The organism is Natrononativus amylolyticus (assembly GCF_024362525.1).
Classification (GTDB): domain Archaea; phylum Halobacteriota; class Halobacteria; order Halobacteriales; family Natrialbaceae; genus Natrononativus; species Natrononativus amylolyticus.
Window position 1 is genome coordinate 1,300,063 of sequence record NZ_CP101458.1, and the last position, 16,116, is coordinate 1,316,178.

The following is a 16,116-nucleotide window of genomic DNA, read 5'->3' on the forward strand; positions in this document are numbered from 1 at the left end:
GGCGAGCAATGGCAGGCATCATCGACACGGTCAAACTCGCGGGGGTGCTCGTGCTCGCGATCCCCGCCGCGCTGGCGGGCCTCGAGTTCCTGTTCGTCCGCGGCGAGGCGCTCACCGGCGGAATACTGCTCGTGCTCGCCGTCGCGCTCGTGGCCGTCCAGCGGTACCTCACGCTGCCGGGCGACCTGCCCGGCGTTCTGGCGAAACGCGTCGCCGGCGGGGCCAGCGACGAGCCGGACGAGCGAACCGACTAACCGACCAGCGCCGTCGCCTCGAGCGACCGCGAGAGTCCCTCCAGTCGGCGCGGGCGCTCTCGCGGCTCGTCCCCCGTCTCCGAACCCTCGCCGTCGGCCGCCGGCCCGCACGCCAGCACGTCCGCGAGGCGGACCTCGTACTCGGAAGCCTCGAGACCGACCTCGAGTCGAACCACGCTTCCTCGTTCGATCGACTCTCCGCCGACCGGCCGCTCGGCCGGCTCGAGGCCGATGCCGGCGACGCGGGTCGAGATCCCCTCGTCGAAGCCGAACGCCCGAATCTCTGCCTCGAGGTCGGCTTCGACGGTTCCCACAGAGGCTGCCTCCGCGGTCAGCAGCGAGTGGGCCGACCGCAGCGCGTTCGTGAGCGCGACGTGGGCCCGGCGTTCGGGGCCGCCCTCGCCGTCGACGACGACGGTTCGGACGAGGTGGCCGTGGTAGCCGCCGGACTCGCGGGCGGTCGTCTCGAGGACGATCGGCTGGCCCGACCAGATCGGTTCGACAGCGACGGCGTCGTCGCGTCGCTCGCCGATTCCGACGGCGATCCGGGTGTCACCCGTCGGCAGCCCGCCGGCGGCGACGATCCCCGAGTCGAGTTCGCGCCGAAGTCGGCGCGGAGTCAGCGCCTCGCCGCCGACCGCTAGCGCCCCGTCGGTCGCCCGCTCGGCGTCGGTCAGGGTGGCCGCAGCGCGCCGAATCCCCGCCGCGGCGGCGGCCTGGGCGTCCTCGAGTCGGTCGACCTCGGCGCCGGTTTTCCTCGCCCGCGCCCGCTCGAGCGCGTGGGTCGATTCGAGCGACAGCCCCGCCCGCTCGAGGTAGAGCGCCGCGTCGTGGGGGATCGTCCGCGGGGCCAGCGCGGCCGCCGGCCCGGCGAGGTCCGCGAGGAGCCCCTCGACCGGGTGAACGCGATCCGACGCGATCGGGCTCGAGCGAACGTGCCACTCGCTCCCGTCGAAGGCGACGGCGTAGTACTCGCCACGGGACGGGGACGCCGAGAGACAGTACCGGATCGCCGGCTCGGAGGCGGGGCCGGCGTGGACGAACAGATCGGCGTCCCGGGACTCGAGGGCCGCACGGAGCGACCGCCGAACGTGATCCCGCTCGCCGGTCACGGCGCTTCCGCTTCGGGCTCCGTCTCGGGCTCGTCTTGGACCGGCGTCGGCGCCTGTGCCTGCTCGAGTAGCTCCTCCAAGGTGTCGTCGGTTCGGCGGTTGTGGAGCAGGACGTCGAGCGGCAGCGTGGGCGCGCCGTCGACGACGTTCTCGAGGAGGACGAGCCGTTCGCGGGCGCGGGACATGCCCACGTAGAAGACCCGCCGCTCGTTGTCGGTGAGAACGGGAACCGGCGACGTCGTCTTCGTGAACTCCTCACAACCGGGGACGTCGGTCGGGTCGTCGACGGTGGCGACCATCTGCTCGACGACCTTCTCGGTGAGGTCGGTCGCCATGAAGACGTGGTCGGCCTCGCGACCCTTCGCGGAGTGGATCGTGCCGACGCGGACGCGGTCGGTATCCATTCGCTTGTACTCGCCGATGGCGAAGTACGCCTGGATGCTCTTCTTCTGGAAGTTCGTCACCTTCCGGACCATGTCCGAGGCGGAATTCGGCCCCGGCATGAACGGGACGTGATCGTCGATGACGTCGGCGGGAACGGTGAGCTCCTCGAGGTCGTCGACCCCGGCGTCCTCCTGGAGATCGTCGATCGTATCGAAGAGGTCGCTGCGGTCGTTCGTGCCGAACGCCGACTCCATGAGCATGTCGGCGAGCCGGCGGGCCTGCAGGCCGTCGACGTCCTCGCCCTCCTCGAGGGCCTCGACGGCGCGGACGTACTGGGTCAGCCGGTCGGTCCACATCCGCTGGTCGGTGAGCGCGGTGAACGGGACGCCTTCGGTGATGAACTCGTCGATGAACTGGAACATCTGGTAGCGCGCCCGGAACAGCAGCATGATCGTCCCGTCGTCCTCGACCAGCGTGCGCCGGACCATCCGGACCAGATCGAGCATCGACGGCCCGGAGTAGGCCTCGACGGTGCCGCCCTCCTTGCGGGGTTTGAGGTCCTTGTCCTGGCGCTGGTCGATGTGGCGGATCTCCTGGTTGACCGCGTTCAGCACGTTCGAGGGCAGCCGGTAGGAGTTCGGCAGGATGATGTCCTCGTCAACCTCCTCGTCCAGCAGGAGTTTCGGATCCGCGCCCTGCCAGGAGTAGACGACCTGGTCGTCGTCGCCCGCGATCAGCACCCGCTTCATGTGGGGTTTCCACTCCTGGTAGACGTCGTACTGCAGCGTCGTGATGTCCTGGAACTCGTCGATCACCAAGTAGTCGACGTTCGGGAGCAGCGAGCGCTGCTTGACCCGCTCGAGCATGTCCGCGAAGCCGATCTTCCCCTCGCGACCCTTGTAGGCCCGCCAGCCCCGGATCGACTCGGGAACGTCGATCCGGTCGTCGTCGCTCGGCCACGTCGGCGTGTACTTGTTGCCCTCCTGGGCGTTCGGATCGATCTCGGGCGGGAGGCGGACCTCCTCTTCGTTCCACTGGAAGGGGACGTCGTACCAGTCGGCGACCTCGCGGTTGGTCCGCTGGAGCCACTGGCTCGTGGCGATGATCTTGTTTCCGATCGTCGTCGAGCGGGCGGTTCGTCGACCCGCGCCGCTGTACTCGTCCTCGAACTCGAGGCCGTACTCGTCGCAGAACTCCTCTTTGTCCTTCTCGCCGATGACGTCGCCGCGGGAGAGATCCAGCAGATCGTACGCCTTCGCGTGCATCGTACAGACGTTGCCCTGGAGCGCCCGGGGGCTCTCGTCGATCCGGTCGGCGAGTCGTTCGCGGATCTCCTGTGCCGCTGCCCGCGTGTACGAGACGACGAGGATGTCACGGAACGTGACGTCGTCCTGGTCGAGAATTTCCTCGACGTGGTCGAGAAGAGCCGTCGTCTTACCGCTCCCCGGCCCACCGAACAACCGGGTCACCTGCGTCTCCGTGGTAGCCATTATCCCTGTTCAGGGACGCGACACGCATAAGTGACGTGGGTTCTCTTCGCGGCCGCTGCCGGTGAGGACTACCGCCGTGCGGACCGGGCCGCTCTGACGTCGGCGCCGTCGCGAACCTTGTCGGGACACGCCGGACAGACTCGAGGATCGTCGATACCGGACGGTGCGAACACGCGAACGTACCGCTCCGTCACGAAGCCGCCGCAGTTCTGACAGGTCGGCATTGGACTCTCTACGCCCCAGTTAGAAATAATAACTGATATGTTTATCGACACGTCCTCGTCCGCGCCGCCGCGGACGACGACCTACCGCGGGTCCCACCCGCAGACGGAACACGAACTCGCTGCCGTGTCGTGAAGGCCACCACAGTCCGGACACTGCTTTTTGTTATAGTTTCGATCCCACCCTGGTTGCTCTACTGCGTGGCCGCGGTCCGCCAGGAACTGATCAAAAGCCTCGTCGCCGGCACCGTTGGGTGAGGATGCCATAGGAATGCTATAGCACACCACGATAATAAAGCGTTGGGTCGTGACAGTCGCTGCCACATCGCATCCGGTCGGCGAGCCGTCGCGGGTCGCCACCGGGACCCGCGGACTTTTCTCGCTCTCGACCCAATCTCTCCCCATGAGCGACCTGCGCCTCGACGCGACCCAGCTCGACCGCTACTCGAGACACGTCATCATGGACGAGGTCGGGCCGGAGGGCCAGCAGCGGCTGCTCGAGGGACGCGTGCTCGTCGTCGGCGCCGGCGGCCTCGGCTCGCCGGCGATCCAGTACCTCGCGGCGGCGGGCGTCGGAGTGGGAATCGTCGACGACGACGTCGTCGAGCGCTCGAACCTCCAGCGCCAGATCGTCCACGGCGACGACGACGTCGGCCGCCCCAAGGTCGACAGCGCCGCCGACTACGTCCGCCGGCTCAACCCCGACGTCGACGTCGACACACACGAGACGCGGCTCACGCCCGAGAACGTCGGAGAGCTGGTCGAGGGGTACGACGTCGTCCTCGACGCGAGCGACAACTTCGCCACCCGCTACCTGCTCAACGACCACTGCGTGCTCGCCGACACGCCGCTCTCTCACGGCGCGATCTACCGCTTCGAGGGACAGGTGACGACGTTCGAGAACGGCTGGCCGGGGGCCGACGACGACTCGAGCGCAGAGCGCGACCGCGCGGGGCCCTGCTACCGCTGTATCTTCCCCGAGGCGCCCGAACCCGGCACCGTCCCCGACTGCGCGACGACCGGCGTCCTCGGCGTCCTCCCCGGCACCGTCGGCTGCATCCAGGCGACGGAGGTCGTCAAGCTGCTGCTCGAGTCGGGGGACTCCCTCGAGGGACGGCTCCTCATGTACGACGCGATGGGGATGACGTTCGAGACCGTCGAGATCCGCCGGAACCCTACCTGCCCGGTGTGTGGCGACGAGCCGGCGATCGACTCCGTCGAGGACGTCTCCTACGAGGAAACCTGCTCGATCTCCGCCGACTGATCCCGCGACCTCCGGACCGCATCAGAACACCGATACGCCGGCGCGGCGAACCCGTACCGATGGCGCCGATCGCGACCCTCGAGAACGCGACGATCGAAACGAAAGAGCGCAAGATCAGGAACGTCACCGTCGAGCTCTACCACGGCTGGGTGATGATTGCGGACGGCGAGGAGATGTGGGTGCCCCGCGACCGCGTGATCGACGTCGTCGGCTGATCGACCGTCCCGATCACTCGGACACCACTGACTCGCGCTCGAACTCGCCGCGATCCGCCCGCCAGCGCCACGATCGGACGACGGGGACCGGTTCTTCAGCCGCGGTTCCCGCCGCCGGTAGCGAGACGATCACGTACGATCTGTCGGGCCAGGCCGCCGCCTCGACGTCCGTTGCCGACGGCGCGGGCGGTCCCCGCGGATGGGAGTGGTAGAAGCCGACGATCTCCTCGCCCCGACCCTCGAGTCGCTCGAAGATCGCGAGCTGTTCTTCCGGGTCGATCCGGTAGCGCGTCGCGGGCGTCTCGGCGGCGTTTTCGGCGGGGTAGACCGAGGTGACACGGCTCGTTTCGGGGCCGAACTCGCCGCCGAAGACGCCACAGACCTCGTTCGGGGTCCCGGCTCGAGCCAGCCCGACGATCCGCTCGCGAACCCCCGGCGGAAGCGCCAGACGGGGCGCGTCGTCGCTCACGCGTCGACCTCGAGGGCAGCGAGCGGGACCGCGAGTTCGGCCGGCGGCGCCGCGAACCGGTCCGGCTGCACGATCGGCGCGAGCGCCTCGAGGGTGTCCACGAGCCGCGGTCCCGGCCGGTTGAGGTAGTGGTGGCCGTCCATCGCCCAGACGCGGCCCTCGCGGACCGCCGCGAGGTCGCTCCACCCCTCCCGCCCGGTGAGGTCGGTCAGATTCTCGCGGGTCTGCTCGAGGCCGAACCCGCAGGGTGCGACCACGACGACCTCCGGATCGTACGCGCGGATCTCGGCCCACTCCCGCGGCCGCGAGCGCTCGCCGGGGTCGGCCAGCCCGTACTCCCCGCCCGCCCAGGCGACGAGTTCGGCGGTCCAGTGGCCCGCCACCATGACGGGGTCGGTCCAGTCGAGGATCGCCACCCGCGGACGTTTCGCCGAATCGATGCCGGTCGTTCGCCCGTGGACAGCATCGATCCGCGCCTCGAGTCCCCCTCGCACCTCGCGGGCGCGCTCTTCGCGTCCGACCGCCCGGCCGATCCGCTCGAGGTCGTCGAGGACGTCCGAAACGGCGTGGGGATCGGTGGTGAGCACCCGCGGGTCGGCGTCGACCTCCTCGAGCGCGTGCTCGATCGCGACCTCGTCGACCGCACAGACGTCGCACACCCCCTGGGTGACGACCAGGTCCGGCTCGAGGCGCTCGAGGAGCGGGGTGTCGACTGCGTAGACGCCGTCCCCGGAGACCGCCTCGAGCACCTGACGGTCGATCTCGGCGCTCGAGGCGGTTGCGTCGACCCGCGACCGGGTGATCGCGGGCAGTTCCTCGACGCCCGGCGGGTGGTCGCACTCGTGGGAGACGCCAACGGGCTCTACGCCGAGGGCGGCGACGAGTTCCGTCGCCGAGGGGAGCGTCGTGACGGTTCGCATGGCCGGCCGTAGGACCGCGGAGGACAAAAACGCCGCCGTCGGTTCGCCGGATCAGGGACGGTCGTGTCCGTCGCCGGGTTCGTCGGTGTTGTCCATATCGGCGGATTCGTCGGCATCGTCCGGGGCTGGCTCGTCCGCCCGGTCGAACTCCTCGGCGCGACCCGTGTCGTCGAGCGTGTCGGTTCGGCCGTCGACCCCGAACTCGTCGACTCCTTTGTCCGCCTCGAGTCCCTCGGCCTCGTCGTCAGCGAGGTCGGCGGGCCCCGGATCGGGCGTCTCGTCGATGGTCCCGTCGCCAGTCTGGATCTCGATGACGATTCCCTCCTCGGTTTCTTCGCGACCCAAGACCCGGCCGAGCGACCGTTCGGTCTCCTCGCTGACCTCCCAGAGGAACCGTGCCAGCCGGTCGGCGTCGGCGCCCAGGTCGGCCTCGAGCTGGCTCCGCGAGAGCTGGTCGATGCTGCGGGCGCCCTCCGGGTGGAGGTACTGGAACGGATGATCCGCGGGCACCTCCCGGAGATCGACGTCGAACGACCACAGGTAGGGCGCGAGCTGGAGGGCGTACCCCTGCGGCTTGGGCGCCTTCCGACCCGCGGCGGTCAGCGCGATGGTGATCGCGGTCGACTCGGCGTCCGTGTCGTAGTAGACGCCGGGGAGCTTCGGAATCGAGAATTTCATGCGGTCGGCTACAGCCCCTCGAGGGGTGAGCCTGCCCCCGGCACATCCAGCCCCGTTTTGAGGGGGGACACACCGTGTCAACGGATCGAACTGGGCTCGCCGGCGCTCCGTCGGGCGGTCCCCGGGGACGGCCCGCTACAGCCCGTAGAGGTCGCCGAACTTCTCGTCGACGTACTCGAGGAAGTACTCCGCCGTCAGCGGCTCTCCCGTCGCGACCTCGACCAGTTCCTCGGTGGGGTAGCGCTGGCCGTGGCGGTGGACGTTCTCCTCCATCCACTCGCGCAACGGCGCGAACTCGCCGCGCCGAATGAGATCGTCGACGTCCGCCTCGAGATCCTCGCGCATCGCGGCGTCGAGCTGGGCCGCCAGCACGCTGCCGACGGTGTAGTGCTGGAACGCGGCGAAGTTGTACGACCAGTGGATGTCCTGGAGTGCGCCCTCGGCGTCGGTCTCGGGGACGACGCCGAGGTAGTCCTCCATCTTCCCGGTCCAGACGTCGGGGATCTCCGACACCTCGAGGTCGCCCTCGACGAACGCCCGATCGATCTCACACCGGAGGATGATGTGGAGGTGGTAGGTGAGTTCGTCGGCTTCGACCCGGATGAGGTTCTCGGGGTAGATCCGGTTGACCGCCGCGTACGCCTCGTCGACGGTGACGTCCTCGAGTCCCGGGAAGTGCTCCTTCACCGTCGGCAGGAAGAACTCCCAGAACGGCTTCGTGCGGCCGACGTGGTTCTCCCAGAATCTGGACTGGGACTCGTGGACGCCGCTCGAGAGCGACTCGCCGAGCGGGGAGCCGTACTCCTCCTTGCGGAGGCCGAGCTGGTAGGTGGCGTGGCCGAACTCGTGGATCGTCGCGGTGAGGGCGTCGATCGGATCCTCCTCCTTGAAGCGGGTGGTGATCCGGGCGTCGTACTGCGTGCCGGACATGAAGGGGTGCGGTGCGGTGTCGAGGCGGCCGCGCTCGCGGTCGTAGCCGAGCAGGTCGACGACCTCCTCGCAGAGCGCCATCTGGTCGTCCTCGTCGTAGGTTCCCGTAAAGGGCGACGGGAGGTCGCGGCCGTTCTCCCTGATGTCGTCGATCAGCGGCACGAGGTGCTCGCGGAGGTCGTCGAAGATCCCCTCGACGGTCTCGAGAGGCAGGTGGGGCTCGCGGTCCTCGAACATCACCTCGTAGGGGTTGGCGTCCGGGGCGATGTGCTCGGCCCGCTCGATCTGGAGGTCGCGCAGGCGCTCGAGCGAGGGGGCGAACGCGTCGAAGTCGTCGTCGCCCTTCGCCTCCTTCCAGGTCTGCTGACTCTCCGACTGGTGTTCGGAGAGCTCCGAGACGAGTTCCGGCGGGACGTTCACGGACCGCTCGTAGCTCCGGCGGATCTCGCGGACGACCGCGGCCTGCTCGTCGGTCAGGTCGGCCGCCTCGCACGCCTCGAGTAACTCGCCGAACGCCTCGTCGGTCAGCAGGTCGTGGCGCGCAGCGGAGAGCGCGGCGGACTGCTTCGCGCGGGCTGGCGCGCCGCCTTCGGGCATCATCACCTGCTGGTCCCACCCCAGCACCATCCCCGCGTGGCCGAGGTAGACGATCTGTTCGTAGCGGTCGGTGAGCTCCTCGTAGGCGTCAGGCACCGACCCGGCATCGGTCTCGTCAACAGTTGCCATACATCGGTTCGAAACTGGAACGATAATGAAGGTTCGGGTGTCAGCGAGGCGGAGCAGTTCGAGACGGTAAAAAGGTGCCGAACTGACGACAGTTACTCGAGGTCGTACAGCTCGCCGTACTTCGATTTCGCGTACTCGAGGAAGTAGTCGGCCGTGTAGGACTCGCCGGTGGCCTCCTCGACGAGGTCGGGCGTCGTGTACTGCTTGCCGTGGGCGTGGACGTGCTCGCGTAGCCAGCCGTTGAGGTCATCGAACTCGCCCTCGCGGATGCGGTCATCGAGGTCGCCGAGGTCCTCTTCGGCCGCGTCGTACAGCTGCGCCGCCAGCACCGACCCCAGCGAGTACGTCGGGAAGTAGCCGAAGGAGCCGTGGCTCCAGTGGATGTCCTGGAGCGCCCCCTCCGCGTCGGTGTCGGGCCGGACGCCGAGGTACTCCTCGTACTTATCGTTCCAGGCCTGGGGGACGTCCTCGACGTCGAGATCGCCGCTTACGAGGTCGCGCTCGATTTCGAAGCGGATCACGATGTGGAGGTGGTAGGTGAGTTCGTCCGCTTCGACCCGGATGAGGTTGTCGTCGTACACCTGGTTCGCGGCCTCGTAGGCCTCCTCGGGGGAGACCTCCTCGAGGTCCGAGAAGCGCTCTCGAGCCGTGGGCAGGAAGAACTCCCAGAACGGCCGCGAGCGCCCGACGTGGTTCTCCCAGAGCCGCGACTGGGACTCGTGGACGGTGAGGTCGCGGGCCTCCCCCAGCGGGGTGCCGTAGTGGTCGTCGGGCAGCCCGAGGGTGTAGTTGGCGTGACCGAACTCGTGGATGGTCGACGTGATCGACCCCAGGAGGTCGGACTCGTCGAAGCGGGTCGTCACGCGGGCGTCGAACTGCGTCCCCGACGAGAACGGGTGCGGTGCAGTGTCGAGCCGCCCCCGGCCCCAGTCGTATCCCAGCGCGTCGAGGACGTCCCGCGCGAGGGCCTCCTGGTCGTCGTCGTCGAACTCGCCGGCGAACGCGTCCGTCGCCAGCTCCGCGTCGCTCTCCTCGATCGCTTCGATCAGCGGCACCAGCTCGTCGCGCAGCCGCTCGAGCACCCGCTCGGCGGTCTCGAGGTCGAGATAGGGTTCGTAGTCGGCGAACAGCACCGCGTACGGGTCCGCGTCGGGGTCGATGTGTTCGGCGTACTCCCGTTTGAGTTCGACCAGCGTCTCGAGGGTCGGCGCGAACGTCGAGAAGTCGTCCTCCTCGCGCGCCTCCATCCAGACGGGGTGGGCGTTGGCGGTCGTCTCGGAGATCTCCTCGACGAGTTCACCCGGAACGCTCGTCGCGCGGTCGTACTGCCGGCGCACCTCGCGGACGACGGCGGCCTGCTCGGCCGAGAGCTCGTCCCCTTCCAGCTCCTCGAGCAGTTCGCCCGTCTCCTCGGCGGTCAACAGCTCGTGGCTGAGCGACGAGAGCGTCGAGAGCTGTTTGGCGCGGGCCGGCGTGCCGTCCTCCGGCATGACGACCTCCTGGTCCCAGCGCAGGATTCCGGCGGCGTTGCCGACGTTCGAGATGCGCTCGACGCGCTCGAGAAGCTGCTCGTAGGCGTCCCCCTCCGCGGCTGCCGTCTGTTCCGTAGACATCGAATCGACGTACCGTGGGCGGACCTATCAAGCTCTTGGTTCCGGAGCCTCGGCGGTGCCTTCGAAGCGAGCGGGGCCGTCGACGGTGCCGAAACGCTATTTCCGCTCCGGACCGACTGTGGGGGTATGGGATTTTTCGAACGCGCGGGCCGGAAGGTCGAGGAGTTCAAGCAGGAGGCCACGCGGACCGCCGAGAGCGAAGCGGAGTACGAGTGTACCGCGTGTGGCGAACGGTTCTACACGGCACAGACGGCCTGTCCCGAGTGCGACAGCGACGCGATCGAACCGCTCGAGTAAGTCGGTCTCGACCCGACGATCATCCGGGCGCCGGACCCGCGACCGTCGCCGTCACGAGGCGGTACTCCATGGGAACGGCGTTTCGGCGGTCGTCGAAGTACCCCTCGATCGTCTCGAGCATCGCCTTGAGGGCCGCGTCGCGGGAGACGTATCTTGCCCCTTGCTACCACAGCACGTGCGTCGAGAGCATAACGGTACGGAGCCGTCAGCGATCGGACCGAAGGTCGGGCGAGAGGACGGCGAGTGCTACCCCAGCCAGCGCTTCGCAGCCTCGCGGTAGATCCGCTCGCAGCGCTCGAGTACTTCGAGCGAGACGCTCTCGGTTTTCGTGTGCGCCTGGCCCGGCTCGGAGGCGCCACAGATCACGCACTCGGTGCCCGCCTGCGCGAGCCAGCCGGCGTCGGTCGCGTGGGGTTTCGTGACGTGGTGGGGCGTCCCCGACTGGACCGCATCGGCGGCCTCGAGCACGGTCGCCGCGAACGCCTCGTCGGTACACTCCATCGGCGGGAGGTCCTGGTCGACCGTCCGGGTGATCCCCTCGCGCTTCTCGAGTTGCTCGAGGTCCGCGCGTTCGCCGGGAACCGTCCGCTCGTCGACGGTGATCGTACAGCGGTCGGGGACGACGTTTATCGCCGAGCCGCCCTCGATCTCGGTGACGACGACGCTCCCCGAGAGCGGCTCGTCCAGCACCTCGACGCTGGGGACCTCGAGGCCCCGGATCTCGCCGACAGCGTCTGCGGCCCGGTAGATCGCGTTCTCACCCGCCTCGGGCTCGCTGGCGTGGCTGGCCGTCCCGCGGGCGGTGATCGTACTCCCCCGGCGGCCGCGGTGGGCGACGACGACGTCCGTCACGCCGGGGCCGGAGTAGTTCGTCGAGCCCTCGGCGACGATCGCGTGCTCGGGAGCGAACCCGTTCTCGATGGCGTGGCGGGCGCCGGTCCCCCCGACCTCCTCGCCGACGAAACTGGCGAAGACGAGTTCGCCCGCGGGCTCGGCGTCGACCGAGCGCGTTCGGCCGCTCGAGGAGCGCACCTCGCTGTCGCGGAAGGCGACCGCCGCGGCCGCGACGGCGCCCTTCATGTCCGCCGCGCCGCGGCCGTAGAGGCGACCGTCGCGGGTCTCGACGACGTACTCGTCGCCGTCGACCTGCGAGGGGGCCGGCGGGACGACGTCGTGGTGGCCGACCAGCGCCAGCGACGGGCCGGAGCCCTTGCGGGCGATCACGTTGCCGACCGCGTCGCGGGTGACGTCCGCGTCGGTCTCGCGTCGCAGCCACGCCTCGAGTGCGTCGCCGGCGGCGGTCTCGTCGTCGTGGCTCGGGATCGAGACGAGTTCGCGCGCCAGCTCGAGTACTGCCATGCACCGGGGTTCGTCCTCGGGGGTGTTGGCTCCGTCGACATCGGCAGGGACGCCGGCTGCGTGTGACTCCCGCAGCCTTATACCGGCCGCTGTCGAATCCCCGGGCATGAACGTCGTGCCGGATACGAGCGTGGTCATCGACGGCCGCGTCGCTGCGGCGATCGAAGACGGGCAGTTCGAGGGAGCGACGATTTCGGTTCCCGAAGCCGTCGTCGCCGAACTCGAAGCACAGGCCAACGACGGCCACGACAGCGGCTGGGACGGCTTATCCGAGCTCAAGCGCCTCGCGGACCTCGCCGACGAGGGCGTCATCAGCCTCGAGTACGTCGGCGAGCGACCCGACGCCATCGAGCGCGGCCACGCGAGCGAGGGCGAGATCGACGCCCTCATCCGGGACCTGGCCGAGGAGCTCGACGCCACGTTCGTCACGAGCGACATCGTCCAGGCCGAAGTCGCCCAGGCGAAGGGGCTCGACGTCGAGTACGTCTCCCCCGAGGTCCGGGAGGTCGGCACGCTCGCCCTCGAGGAGTACTTCGACGACCTGACGATGAGCGTCCACCTGAAGACCGACACCGTCCCGATGGCCAAGCGGGGCGAACTCGGCGAGATGCGCTACGTGGAAATCGCCGACGAGCCGCTCTCCGAGGCGGAGGTCGACGAGCTGGCCCGCGAGGTCGTCGACGGCGCCAAGGAGGCCACCGGCGGCTTCATCGAACTCTCCGAGCCGGGGATGAAGATCGTCCAGTTCAGAGATTACCGGATCGCCATCGCCCGCCCGCCGTTTTCCGACGGGATCGAGATCACCGCCGTCAGGCCGATCGCCCAGACCGACATGGAGGACTACGAGCACGCCGACGAACTCAAAGAGCGGCTGCTCGAGCGCCAGCGCGGCGTCCTGATCTCGGGCTCGCCGGGGGCGGGGAAGTCGACGTTCGCCCAGGCGGTGGCGCGCTACCTGAGCGATCACGACTACGCCGTGAAGACGATGGAAAAGCCCCGAGACCTCCAGGTCGGCCCGGAGATCACCCAGTACACCGAGCTGGGCGGGCAGATGGAGAAGACCGCCGATGCCCTGCTGATGGTCCGGCCCGACTACACCATCTACGACGAGGTGCGAAAGACGAACGACTTCGAGGTGTTCGCGGACATGCGGCTGGCGGGCGTCGGCATGATCGGCGTCGTCCACGCCACCCGCCCGATCGACGCCCTCCAGCGGCTGATCGGCCGGGTCGAACTCGGGATGATCCCGCAGGTCGTCGACACCGTCGTCTACATCGACGCCGGGGAGGTCGCGAAGGTGTACGACGTGAAGACGGAGGTCAAGGTGCCCGCGGGCCTCACCGAGGAGGATCTCGCCCGCCCGGTGATCCAGGTCACCGAGTTCGAGACCGGCGTCCCCGAGTACGAGATCTACACGTTCAACCGCCAGGTCGTCACCGTCCCGCTGAAAGACGAGGAGGGCGGTCCCGGAAGCGAGTCCGGCGTCGACCGTATCGCCAAAGGCGAGATCGAACGCGAGATCCGTTCGATCGCCCGCGGTTACGTCGACGTCGAACTCAAAAGCCAGGATCGCGCGGTGGTCTACGTCGACGAGGACGACATCTCGACGGTGATCGGCAAGGGCGGCGGCCGGATCACCGACGTCGAGAACCGCCTGGGGATCGACATCGACGTCCGGACCCACGAGGAGAACCCCCACCACGGGACGAGCGGCGGTGAAGCCCCGTCGCGGTCGAGTAGCGGAGGGGGCCAGCCCGCCGGCCAGATCGTCACCCCCGAGATCACCTCGAGACACATCGTGATCCCCCTCGACAGCCACCACGGCGAGACCGTCGAGGTCCAGGCCGCGGGCGACTACCTCTTTACCGCGACGGTGAGCCGCGGCGGCGAGATCCAGGTCTCTCGAGGGAGCGCGATCGCGGACGAACTCGAGCGGGCGATCGACCGGAAGGATCCGGTTACCGTGGTTCCATCGTAATCACAAAGCGGCGTAGCCGTACACGAACGAAGCGGGCCCGGGCGGAACGTCAGCTCTGAGCCGAGGGGTCGCCGCCGAAGAACTCGGTATTTCGCCACCAGAACAGTCCCCAGGCGACGATGAATCCGAGCGCCATCGCGATCATGTCGGTCACGAGCGTCGGCAGCCCCGCGTCGGCGATCAACACGAGCGCCATCGAACTGCCGAGGGCCGCCCCGACCAGGACGAACGCGATATCGCCGGCGATGTGCGCCCGAGAGTGCTCCCAGTAGTGGCTGCGGTCGTCGTCGTACCAGAACCCGATGTAGACGAGCACGGGAGACATCGCCGTGATGATCGTGACTACCTGGTAGGCGTCCGGCAGCCCCAGCGGGAACAGAACGAGCCAGTTGACGAGGTTCGCGAGGATCGACGCGAGGATCAACCCGATCAGCAACCAGCCCCAGCGAGGAAGTGACTCCTTGTCCATACGCCGACTCGAGGGGCGAAAAAAATAACTGTTGCCGTTCCCGACCGACTCACTCCGCACAGCAGGCGTCCTTGTTCGCCGACTCCTCGACGCCGCCGCCGTCCGCCGTCACCGGCTCCTGAATGCGGTACAAACTCTGACGCGCGTCGGCGAAGTAGATGTTCTCGTCGACGAGTCCGATCTCGCCGAGTCGCTCCAGGGCGTACCGAACCGTCCGCGCCGAGAGCATCGACTCCTCGACGATCTGCTTCTGCGTGAGCGGCCCATCGTACTCGAGTACTTTGAAAACGAGTTTCGCACTCGGTGGCAAGTCCGAGATATCCTCCCCATCAGTCTCTACCATGTTACGAATCGAAAACCTCCAGCAGTATAAAAGTTGAGCCTTACGAGCCGACATTCTCGCACTAATATACACGCCACCAGTGCAGAAATATGTTGTTTCAGTGCCTGAAGGGCACGAACAGCGCACGTATTGACCAGTCAGTCAGGACCGGCCTCTTCGGAGGGATGGATGAACGTATGTGATTGAAATCCAATAAATCTGTGCAGTGATATGGGCGGGCGCCGGCTAGAGCTTCTCCCACGCGCTGGAGTCCTCGGCGTCGACGAGATCGTCGGGTGCGTCGTCGCCCTCGGGTGGCGACTGTTCGGCGATCTCGACCGACGGCCAGGCCGTCTCCTCCCAGGTGCCCCGCTCGCTGAAGTAGTAGACGACGTCGTCGTTGACGACGGCGAACAGCCCGCGGCGGCGGTCGTGGACGACCCGCTCGCCCGAGTCGATCGCCACGTCGACGACGTCCTCGAGGCTGTCGAGTTCGACCTGGTGGTCGCCGATCCACATCGGGATCGTTCCGTTCGAGATCCACTCGGCGTAACGGCGCTTGTGGACCGCCTGGCGGGCCTGCTCGGGGTCGACGTCCGATCGGCCGTAGACGACCGCCGCGGCCCCGAACGCGGAGACCCCCACGACGAGCAACAGCGCGACGAGCGAGACGTTCGGTCCGTCGGTCACTTCGGTGTGGACGGTTTCGGTGTGCGGATTCGAATCCTCGAGGGGGTCCTCGAGCCAGTAGGCGTCTCCGGTCGCCTCGAGCGGGCTCGTCGCCGCGAGTTCGCCGGCGTACTCGCCGGTGTCGTACTCGACGAGCACCTCGAGGGAGGCGTCGACCGTGCCGACGCCGCCGAGTTCGCGTTCGACGTCGTGTTTGCGCTCGAGAACCGCCGGCACGTCGACGTCGATCTCGGAGGTGGCGACGCCGTCTTCGACCGGCGCCGTGTGGCGGTCGACGGTCGCAGTTTCCTCCCAGAACACCGACCCGCCGCGGGTCGCCTCGAGGCGAATCCGTACCTCGTGTGTGACGTCGGCGTCGTCCGAGCCGACCGCCGTCGCCGGCGAGACGACCAGCGTCGGCGAATCGTTCAGCAGGTACACCGCGTTGTCCTCGAGTTCGGTTCCCTCCGCCCAGAGCCCGTCCTGGACGACGAGGGCGCTCGTGGACGCTTCCGTCGACACCTCTCCGCCGACCTCCTCGGGAACGGTCGTCGTCTCGGGCGTCGCGGCGACCCAGCCGGCCGCCACGACGGCGAGAACGCCCACGACGACCAGCACCAGCAGGAGCCGTCGGCCGTGGGTTGCGATCAGCAGGTCGACGCGCGGGTTCTCGGTCACGAACCGCCACCCCCGGGCACTGCGACCGGTTCGCGGCGGCTCAGGTCGTCCCACCCGCCGTCCTGGCC

Annotated in this window: 18 protein-coding genes; 5 read left to right on the forward strand and 13 right to left on the reverse strand. The window is 68.4% G+C overall.

Features of this window, described 5'->3' with window-relative positions:
• The first annotated feature begins 8 nt into the window (after nt 1–8).
• On the forward strand, nt 9–254 hold the full coding sequence (locus tag NMQ11_RS06805; protein ID WP_255170653.1) for a DUF7533 family protein: 246 nt from the start codon (nt 9–11) through the stop codon (nt 252–254).
• On the opposite strand, the gene NMQ11_RS06810 is transcribed toward NMQ11_RS06805, so the two are convergent.
• The 4 genes from NMQ11_RS06810 to NMQ11_RS06825 form a co-directional block, all read right to left on the reverse strand.
• Nucleotides 251–1,366 carry a M24 family metallopeptidase gene (locus NMQ11_RS06810; RefSeq protein WP_255170654.1) on the reverse strand — a complete coding sequence of 372 codons (1,116 nt, stop codon included), beginning with the start codon at nt 1,364–1,366 and terminating at the stop codon, nt 251–253. The genes NMQ11_RS06805 and NMQ11_RS06810 overlap by 4 nt on opposite strands.
• Nucleotides 1,363–3,240 (reverse strand): UvrD-helicase domain-containing protein, encoded by a 1,878-nt coding sequence (locus tag NMQ11_RS06815; RefSeq protein ID WP_255170655.1) that lies wholly within the window; start codon nt 3,238–3,240, stop codon nt 1,363–1,365. The genes NMQ11_RS06810 and NMQ11_RS06815 overlap by 4 nt, the downstream gene beginning before the upstream one ends.
• 68 nt (nt 3,241–3,308) lie before the next feature.
• Nucleotides 3,309–3,464 carry a DUF7563 family protein gene (locus NMQ11_RS06820; protein WP_255170656.1) on the reverse strand — a complete coding sequence of 52 codons (156 nt, stop codon included), beginning with the start codon at nt 3,462–3,464 and terminating at the stop codon, nt 3,309–3,311.
• Between the two features lie 81 nt (nt 3,465–3,545).
• The gene (locus NMQ11_RS06825; RefSeq protein ID WP_255170657.1) at nt 3,546–3,728 is read right to left on the reverse strand and encodes an HVO_0416 family zinc finger protein; all 183 of its coding nucleotides are present in this window, start codon (nt 3,726–3,728) and stop codon (nt 3,546–3,548) included.
• Between the two features lie 136 nt (nt 3,729–3,864).
• On the opposite strand from NMQ11_RS06825, the gene ubaA reads away from it, so the two are divergent.
• Nucleotides 3,865–4,725 carry an SAMP-activating enzyme E1 gene (gene ubaA / locus NMQ11_RS06830; RefSeq protein ID WP_255170658.1) on the forward strand — a complete coding sequence of 287 codons (861 nt, stop codon included), beginning with the start codon at nt 3,865–3,867 and terminating at the stop codon, nt 4,723–4,725.
• 59 nt (nt 4,726–4,784) lie between these two features.
• The gene (locus NMQ11_RS06835) at nt 4,785–4,940 is read left to right on the forward strand and encodes a hypothetical protein (RefSeq protein WP_255170659.1); all 156 of its coding nucleotides are present in this window, start codon (nt 4,785–4,787) and stop codon (nt 4,938–4,940) included.
• Nucleotides 4,941–4,953: 13 nt separating this feature from the next.
• On the opposite strand, the gene NMQ11_RS06840 is transcribed toward NMQ11_RS06835, so the two are convergent.
• The 5 genes from NMQ11_RS06840 to NMQ11_RS06860 all read right to left on the reverse strand — a co-directional run bounded on the left by NMQ11_RS06840 (nt 4,954) and on the right by NMQ11_RS06860 (nt 10,276).
• Nucleotides 4,954–5,409, reverse strand: coding sequence for a desampylase (locus tag NMQ11_RS06840; RefSeq protein ID WP_255170660.1), 456 nt, complete (start codon nt 5,407–5,409; stop codon nt 4,954–4,956).
• Nucleotides 5,406–6,329, reverse strand: coding sequence for an ABC transporter substrate-binding protein (locus NMQ11_RS06845; RefSeq protein WP_255170661.1), 924 nt, complete (start codon nt 6,327–6,329; stop codon nt 5,406–5,408). Before NMQ11_RS06845 ends, NMQ11_RS06840 begins: the two co-directional genes overlap by 4 nt.
• Nucleotides 6,330–6,380: 51 nt before the next feature.
• Nucleotides 6,381–7,007, reverse strand: coding sequence for a hypothetical protein (locus tag NMQ11_RS06850; protein ID WP_255170662.1), 627 nt, complete (start codon nt 7,005–7,007; stop codon nt 6,381–6,383).
• Between the two features lie 135 nt (nt 7,008–7,142).
• Nucleotides 7,143–8,663 carry a carboxypeptidase M32 gene (locus NMQ11_RS06855; RefSeq protein ID WP_255170663.1) on the reverse strand — a complete coding sequence of 507 codons (1,521 nt, stop codon included), beginning with the start codon at nt 8,661–8,663 and terminating at the stop codon, nt 7,143–7,145.
• Between the two features lie 92 nt (nt 8,664–8,755).
• Complete coding sequence (locus NMQ11_RS06860; RefSeq protein ID WP_255170664.1) at nt 8,756–10,276, reverse strand: carboxypeptidase M32; 1,521 nt, start codon at nt 10,274–10,276, stop codon at nt 8,756–8,758.
• Between the two features lie 126 nt (nt 10,277–10,402).
• Between NMQ11_RS06860 and NMQ11_RS06865 the strand changes: the two genes are divergently transcribed.
• Nucleotides 10,403–10,573 (forward strand): zinc ribbon domain-containing protein, encoded by a 171-nt coding sequence (locus NMQ11_RS06865; RefSeq protein ID WP_255170665.1) that lies wholly within the window; start codon nt 10,403–10,405, stop codon nt 10,571–10,573.
• Nucleotides 10,574–10,819: 246 nt separating this feature from the next.
• Here the strand turns inward: NMQ11_RS06865 and NMQ11_RS06870 are convergent, their stop codons facing one another.
• Nucleotides 10,820–11,932 carry a M20 family metallopeptidase gene (locus NMQ11_RS06870; RefSeq protein ID WP_255170666.1) on the reverse strand — a complete coding sequence of 371 codons (1,113 nt, stop codon included), beginning with the start codon at nt 11,930–11,932 and terminating at the stop codon, nt 10,820–10,822.
• Nucleotides 11,933–12,038: 106 nt separating this feature from the next.
• Between NMQ11_RS06870 and NMQ11_RS06875 the strand changes: the two genes are divergently transcribed.
• Complete coding sequence (locus NMQ11_RS06875) at nt 12,039–13,910, forward strand: PINc/VapC family ATPase (RefSeq protein WP_255170667.1); 1,872 nt, start codon at nt 12,039–12,041, stop codon at nt 13,908–13,910.
• 49 nt (nt 13,911–13,959) lie between these two features.
• Here the strand turns inward: NMQ11_RS06875 and NMQ11_RS06880 are convergent, their stop codons facing one another.
• The 3 genes from NMQ11_RS06880 to NMQ11_RS06890 all read right to left on the reverse strand — a co-directional run bounded on the left by NMQ11_RS06880 (nt 13,960) and on the right by NMQ11_RS06890 (nt 16,048).
• Nucleotides 13,960–14,379 (reverse strand): hypothetical protein, encoded by a 420-nt coding sequence (locus NMQ11_RS06880; RefSeq protein WP_255170668.1) that lies wholly within the window; start codon nt 14,377–14,379, stop codon nt 13,960–13,962.
• Nucleotides 14,380–14,428: 49 nt separating this feature from the next.
• A complete protein-coding gene (locus NMQ11_RS06885) occupies nt 14,429–14,722 on the reverse strand; it encodes a MarR family transcriptional regulator (protein ID WP_255170669.1) in 294 nt (97 codons plus the stop codon).
• 225 nt (nt 14,723–14,947) lie between these two features.
• On the reverse strand, nt 14,948–16,048 hold the full coding sequence (locus NMQ11_RS06890) for a DUF5305 domain-containing protein (protein WP_255170670.1): 1,101 nt from the start codon (nt 16,046–16,048) through the stop codon (nt 14,948–14,950).
• Between the last annotated feature and the right edge of the window lie 68 nt (nt 16,049–16,116).

Excerpts from the sequence above, each read along its gene's own strand:
- NMQ11_RS06880 (WP_255170668.1), bottom strand. The coding sequence starts at position 14,379 with ATGGACAAGGAGTCACTTCCTCGCTGGGGCTGGTTGCTGATCGGGTTG.
- NMQ11_RS06875 (WP_255170667.1), top strand. The coding sequence starts at position 12,039 with ATGAACGTCGTGCCGGATACGAGCGTGGTCATCGACGGCCGCGTCGCT.
- NMQ11_RS06825 (WP_255170657.1), bottom strand. The coding sequence starts at position 3,728 with ATGGCATCCTCACCCAACGGTGCCGGCGACGAGGCTTTTGATCAGTTC.
- NMQ11_RS06865 (WP_255170665.1), top strand. The coding sequence starts at position 10,403 with ATGGGATTTTTCGAACGCGCGGGCCGGAAGGTCGAGGAGTTCAAGCAG.
- NMQ11_RS06885 (WP_255170669.1), bottom strand. The coding sequence starts at position 14,722 with ATGGTAGAGACTGATGGGGAGGATATCTCGGACTTGCCACCGAGTGCG.
- NMQ11_RS06850 (WP_255170662.1), bottom strand. The coding sequence starts at position 7,007 with ATGAAATTCTCGATTCCGAAGCTCCCCGGCGTCTACTACGACACGGAC.
- ubaA (WP_255170658.1), top strand. The coding sequence starts at position 3,865 with ATGAGCGACCTGCGCCTCGACGCGACCCAGCTCGACCGCTACTCGAGA.
- NMQ11_RS06815 (WP_255170655.1), bottom strand. The coding sequence starts at position 3,240 with ATGGCTACCACGGAGACGCAGGTGACCCGGTTGTTCGGTGGGCCGGGG.
- NMQ11_RS06820 (WP_255170656.1), bottom strand. The coding sequence starts at position 3,464 with ATGCCGACCTGTCAGAACTGCGGCGGCTTCGTGACGGAGCGGTACGTT.
- NMQ11_RS06860 (WP_255170664.1), bottom strand. The coding sequence starts at position 10,276 with ATGTCTACGGAACAGACGGCAGCCGCGGAGGGGGACGCCTACGAGCAG.
- NMQ11_RS06835 (WP_255170659.1), top strand. The coding sequence starts at position 4,785 with ATGGCGCCGATCGCGACCCTCGAGAACGCGACGATCGAAACGAAAGAG.
- NMQ11_RS06805 (WP_255170653.1), top strand. The coding sequence starts at position 9 with ATGGCAGGCATCATCGACACGGTCAAACTCGCGGGGGTGCTCGTGCTC.
- NMQ11_RS06845 (WP_255170661.1), bottom strand. The coding sequence starts at position 6,329 with ATGCGAACCGTCACGACGCTCCCCTCGGCGACGGAACTCGTCGCCGCC.
- NMQ11_RS06870 (WP_255170666.1), bottom strand. The coding sequence starts at position 11,932 with ATGGCAGTACTCGAGCTGGCGCGCGAACTCGTCTCGATCCCGAGCCAC.
- NMQ11_RS06855 (WP_255170663.1), bottom strand. The coding sequence starts at position 8,663 with ATGGCAACTGTTGACGAGACCGATGCCGGGTCGGTGCCTGACGCCTAC.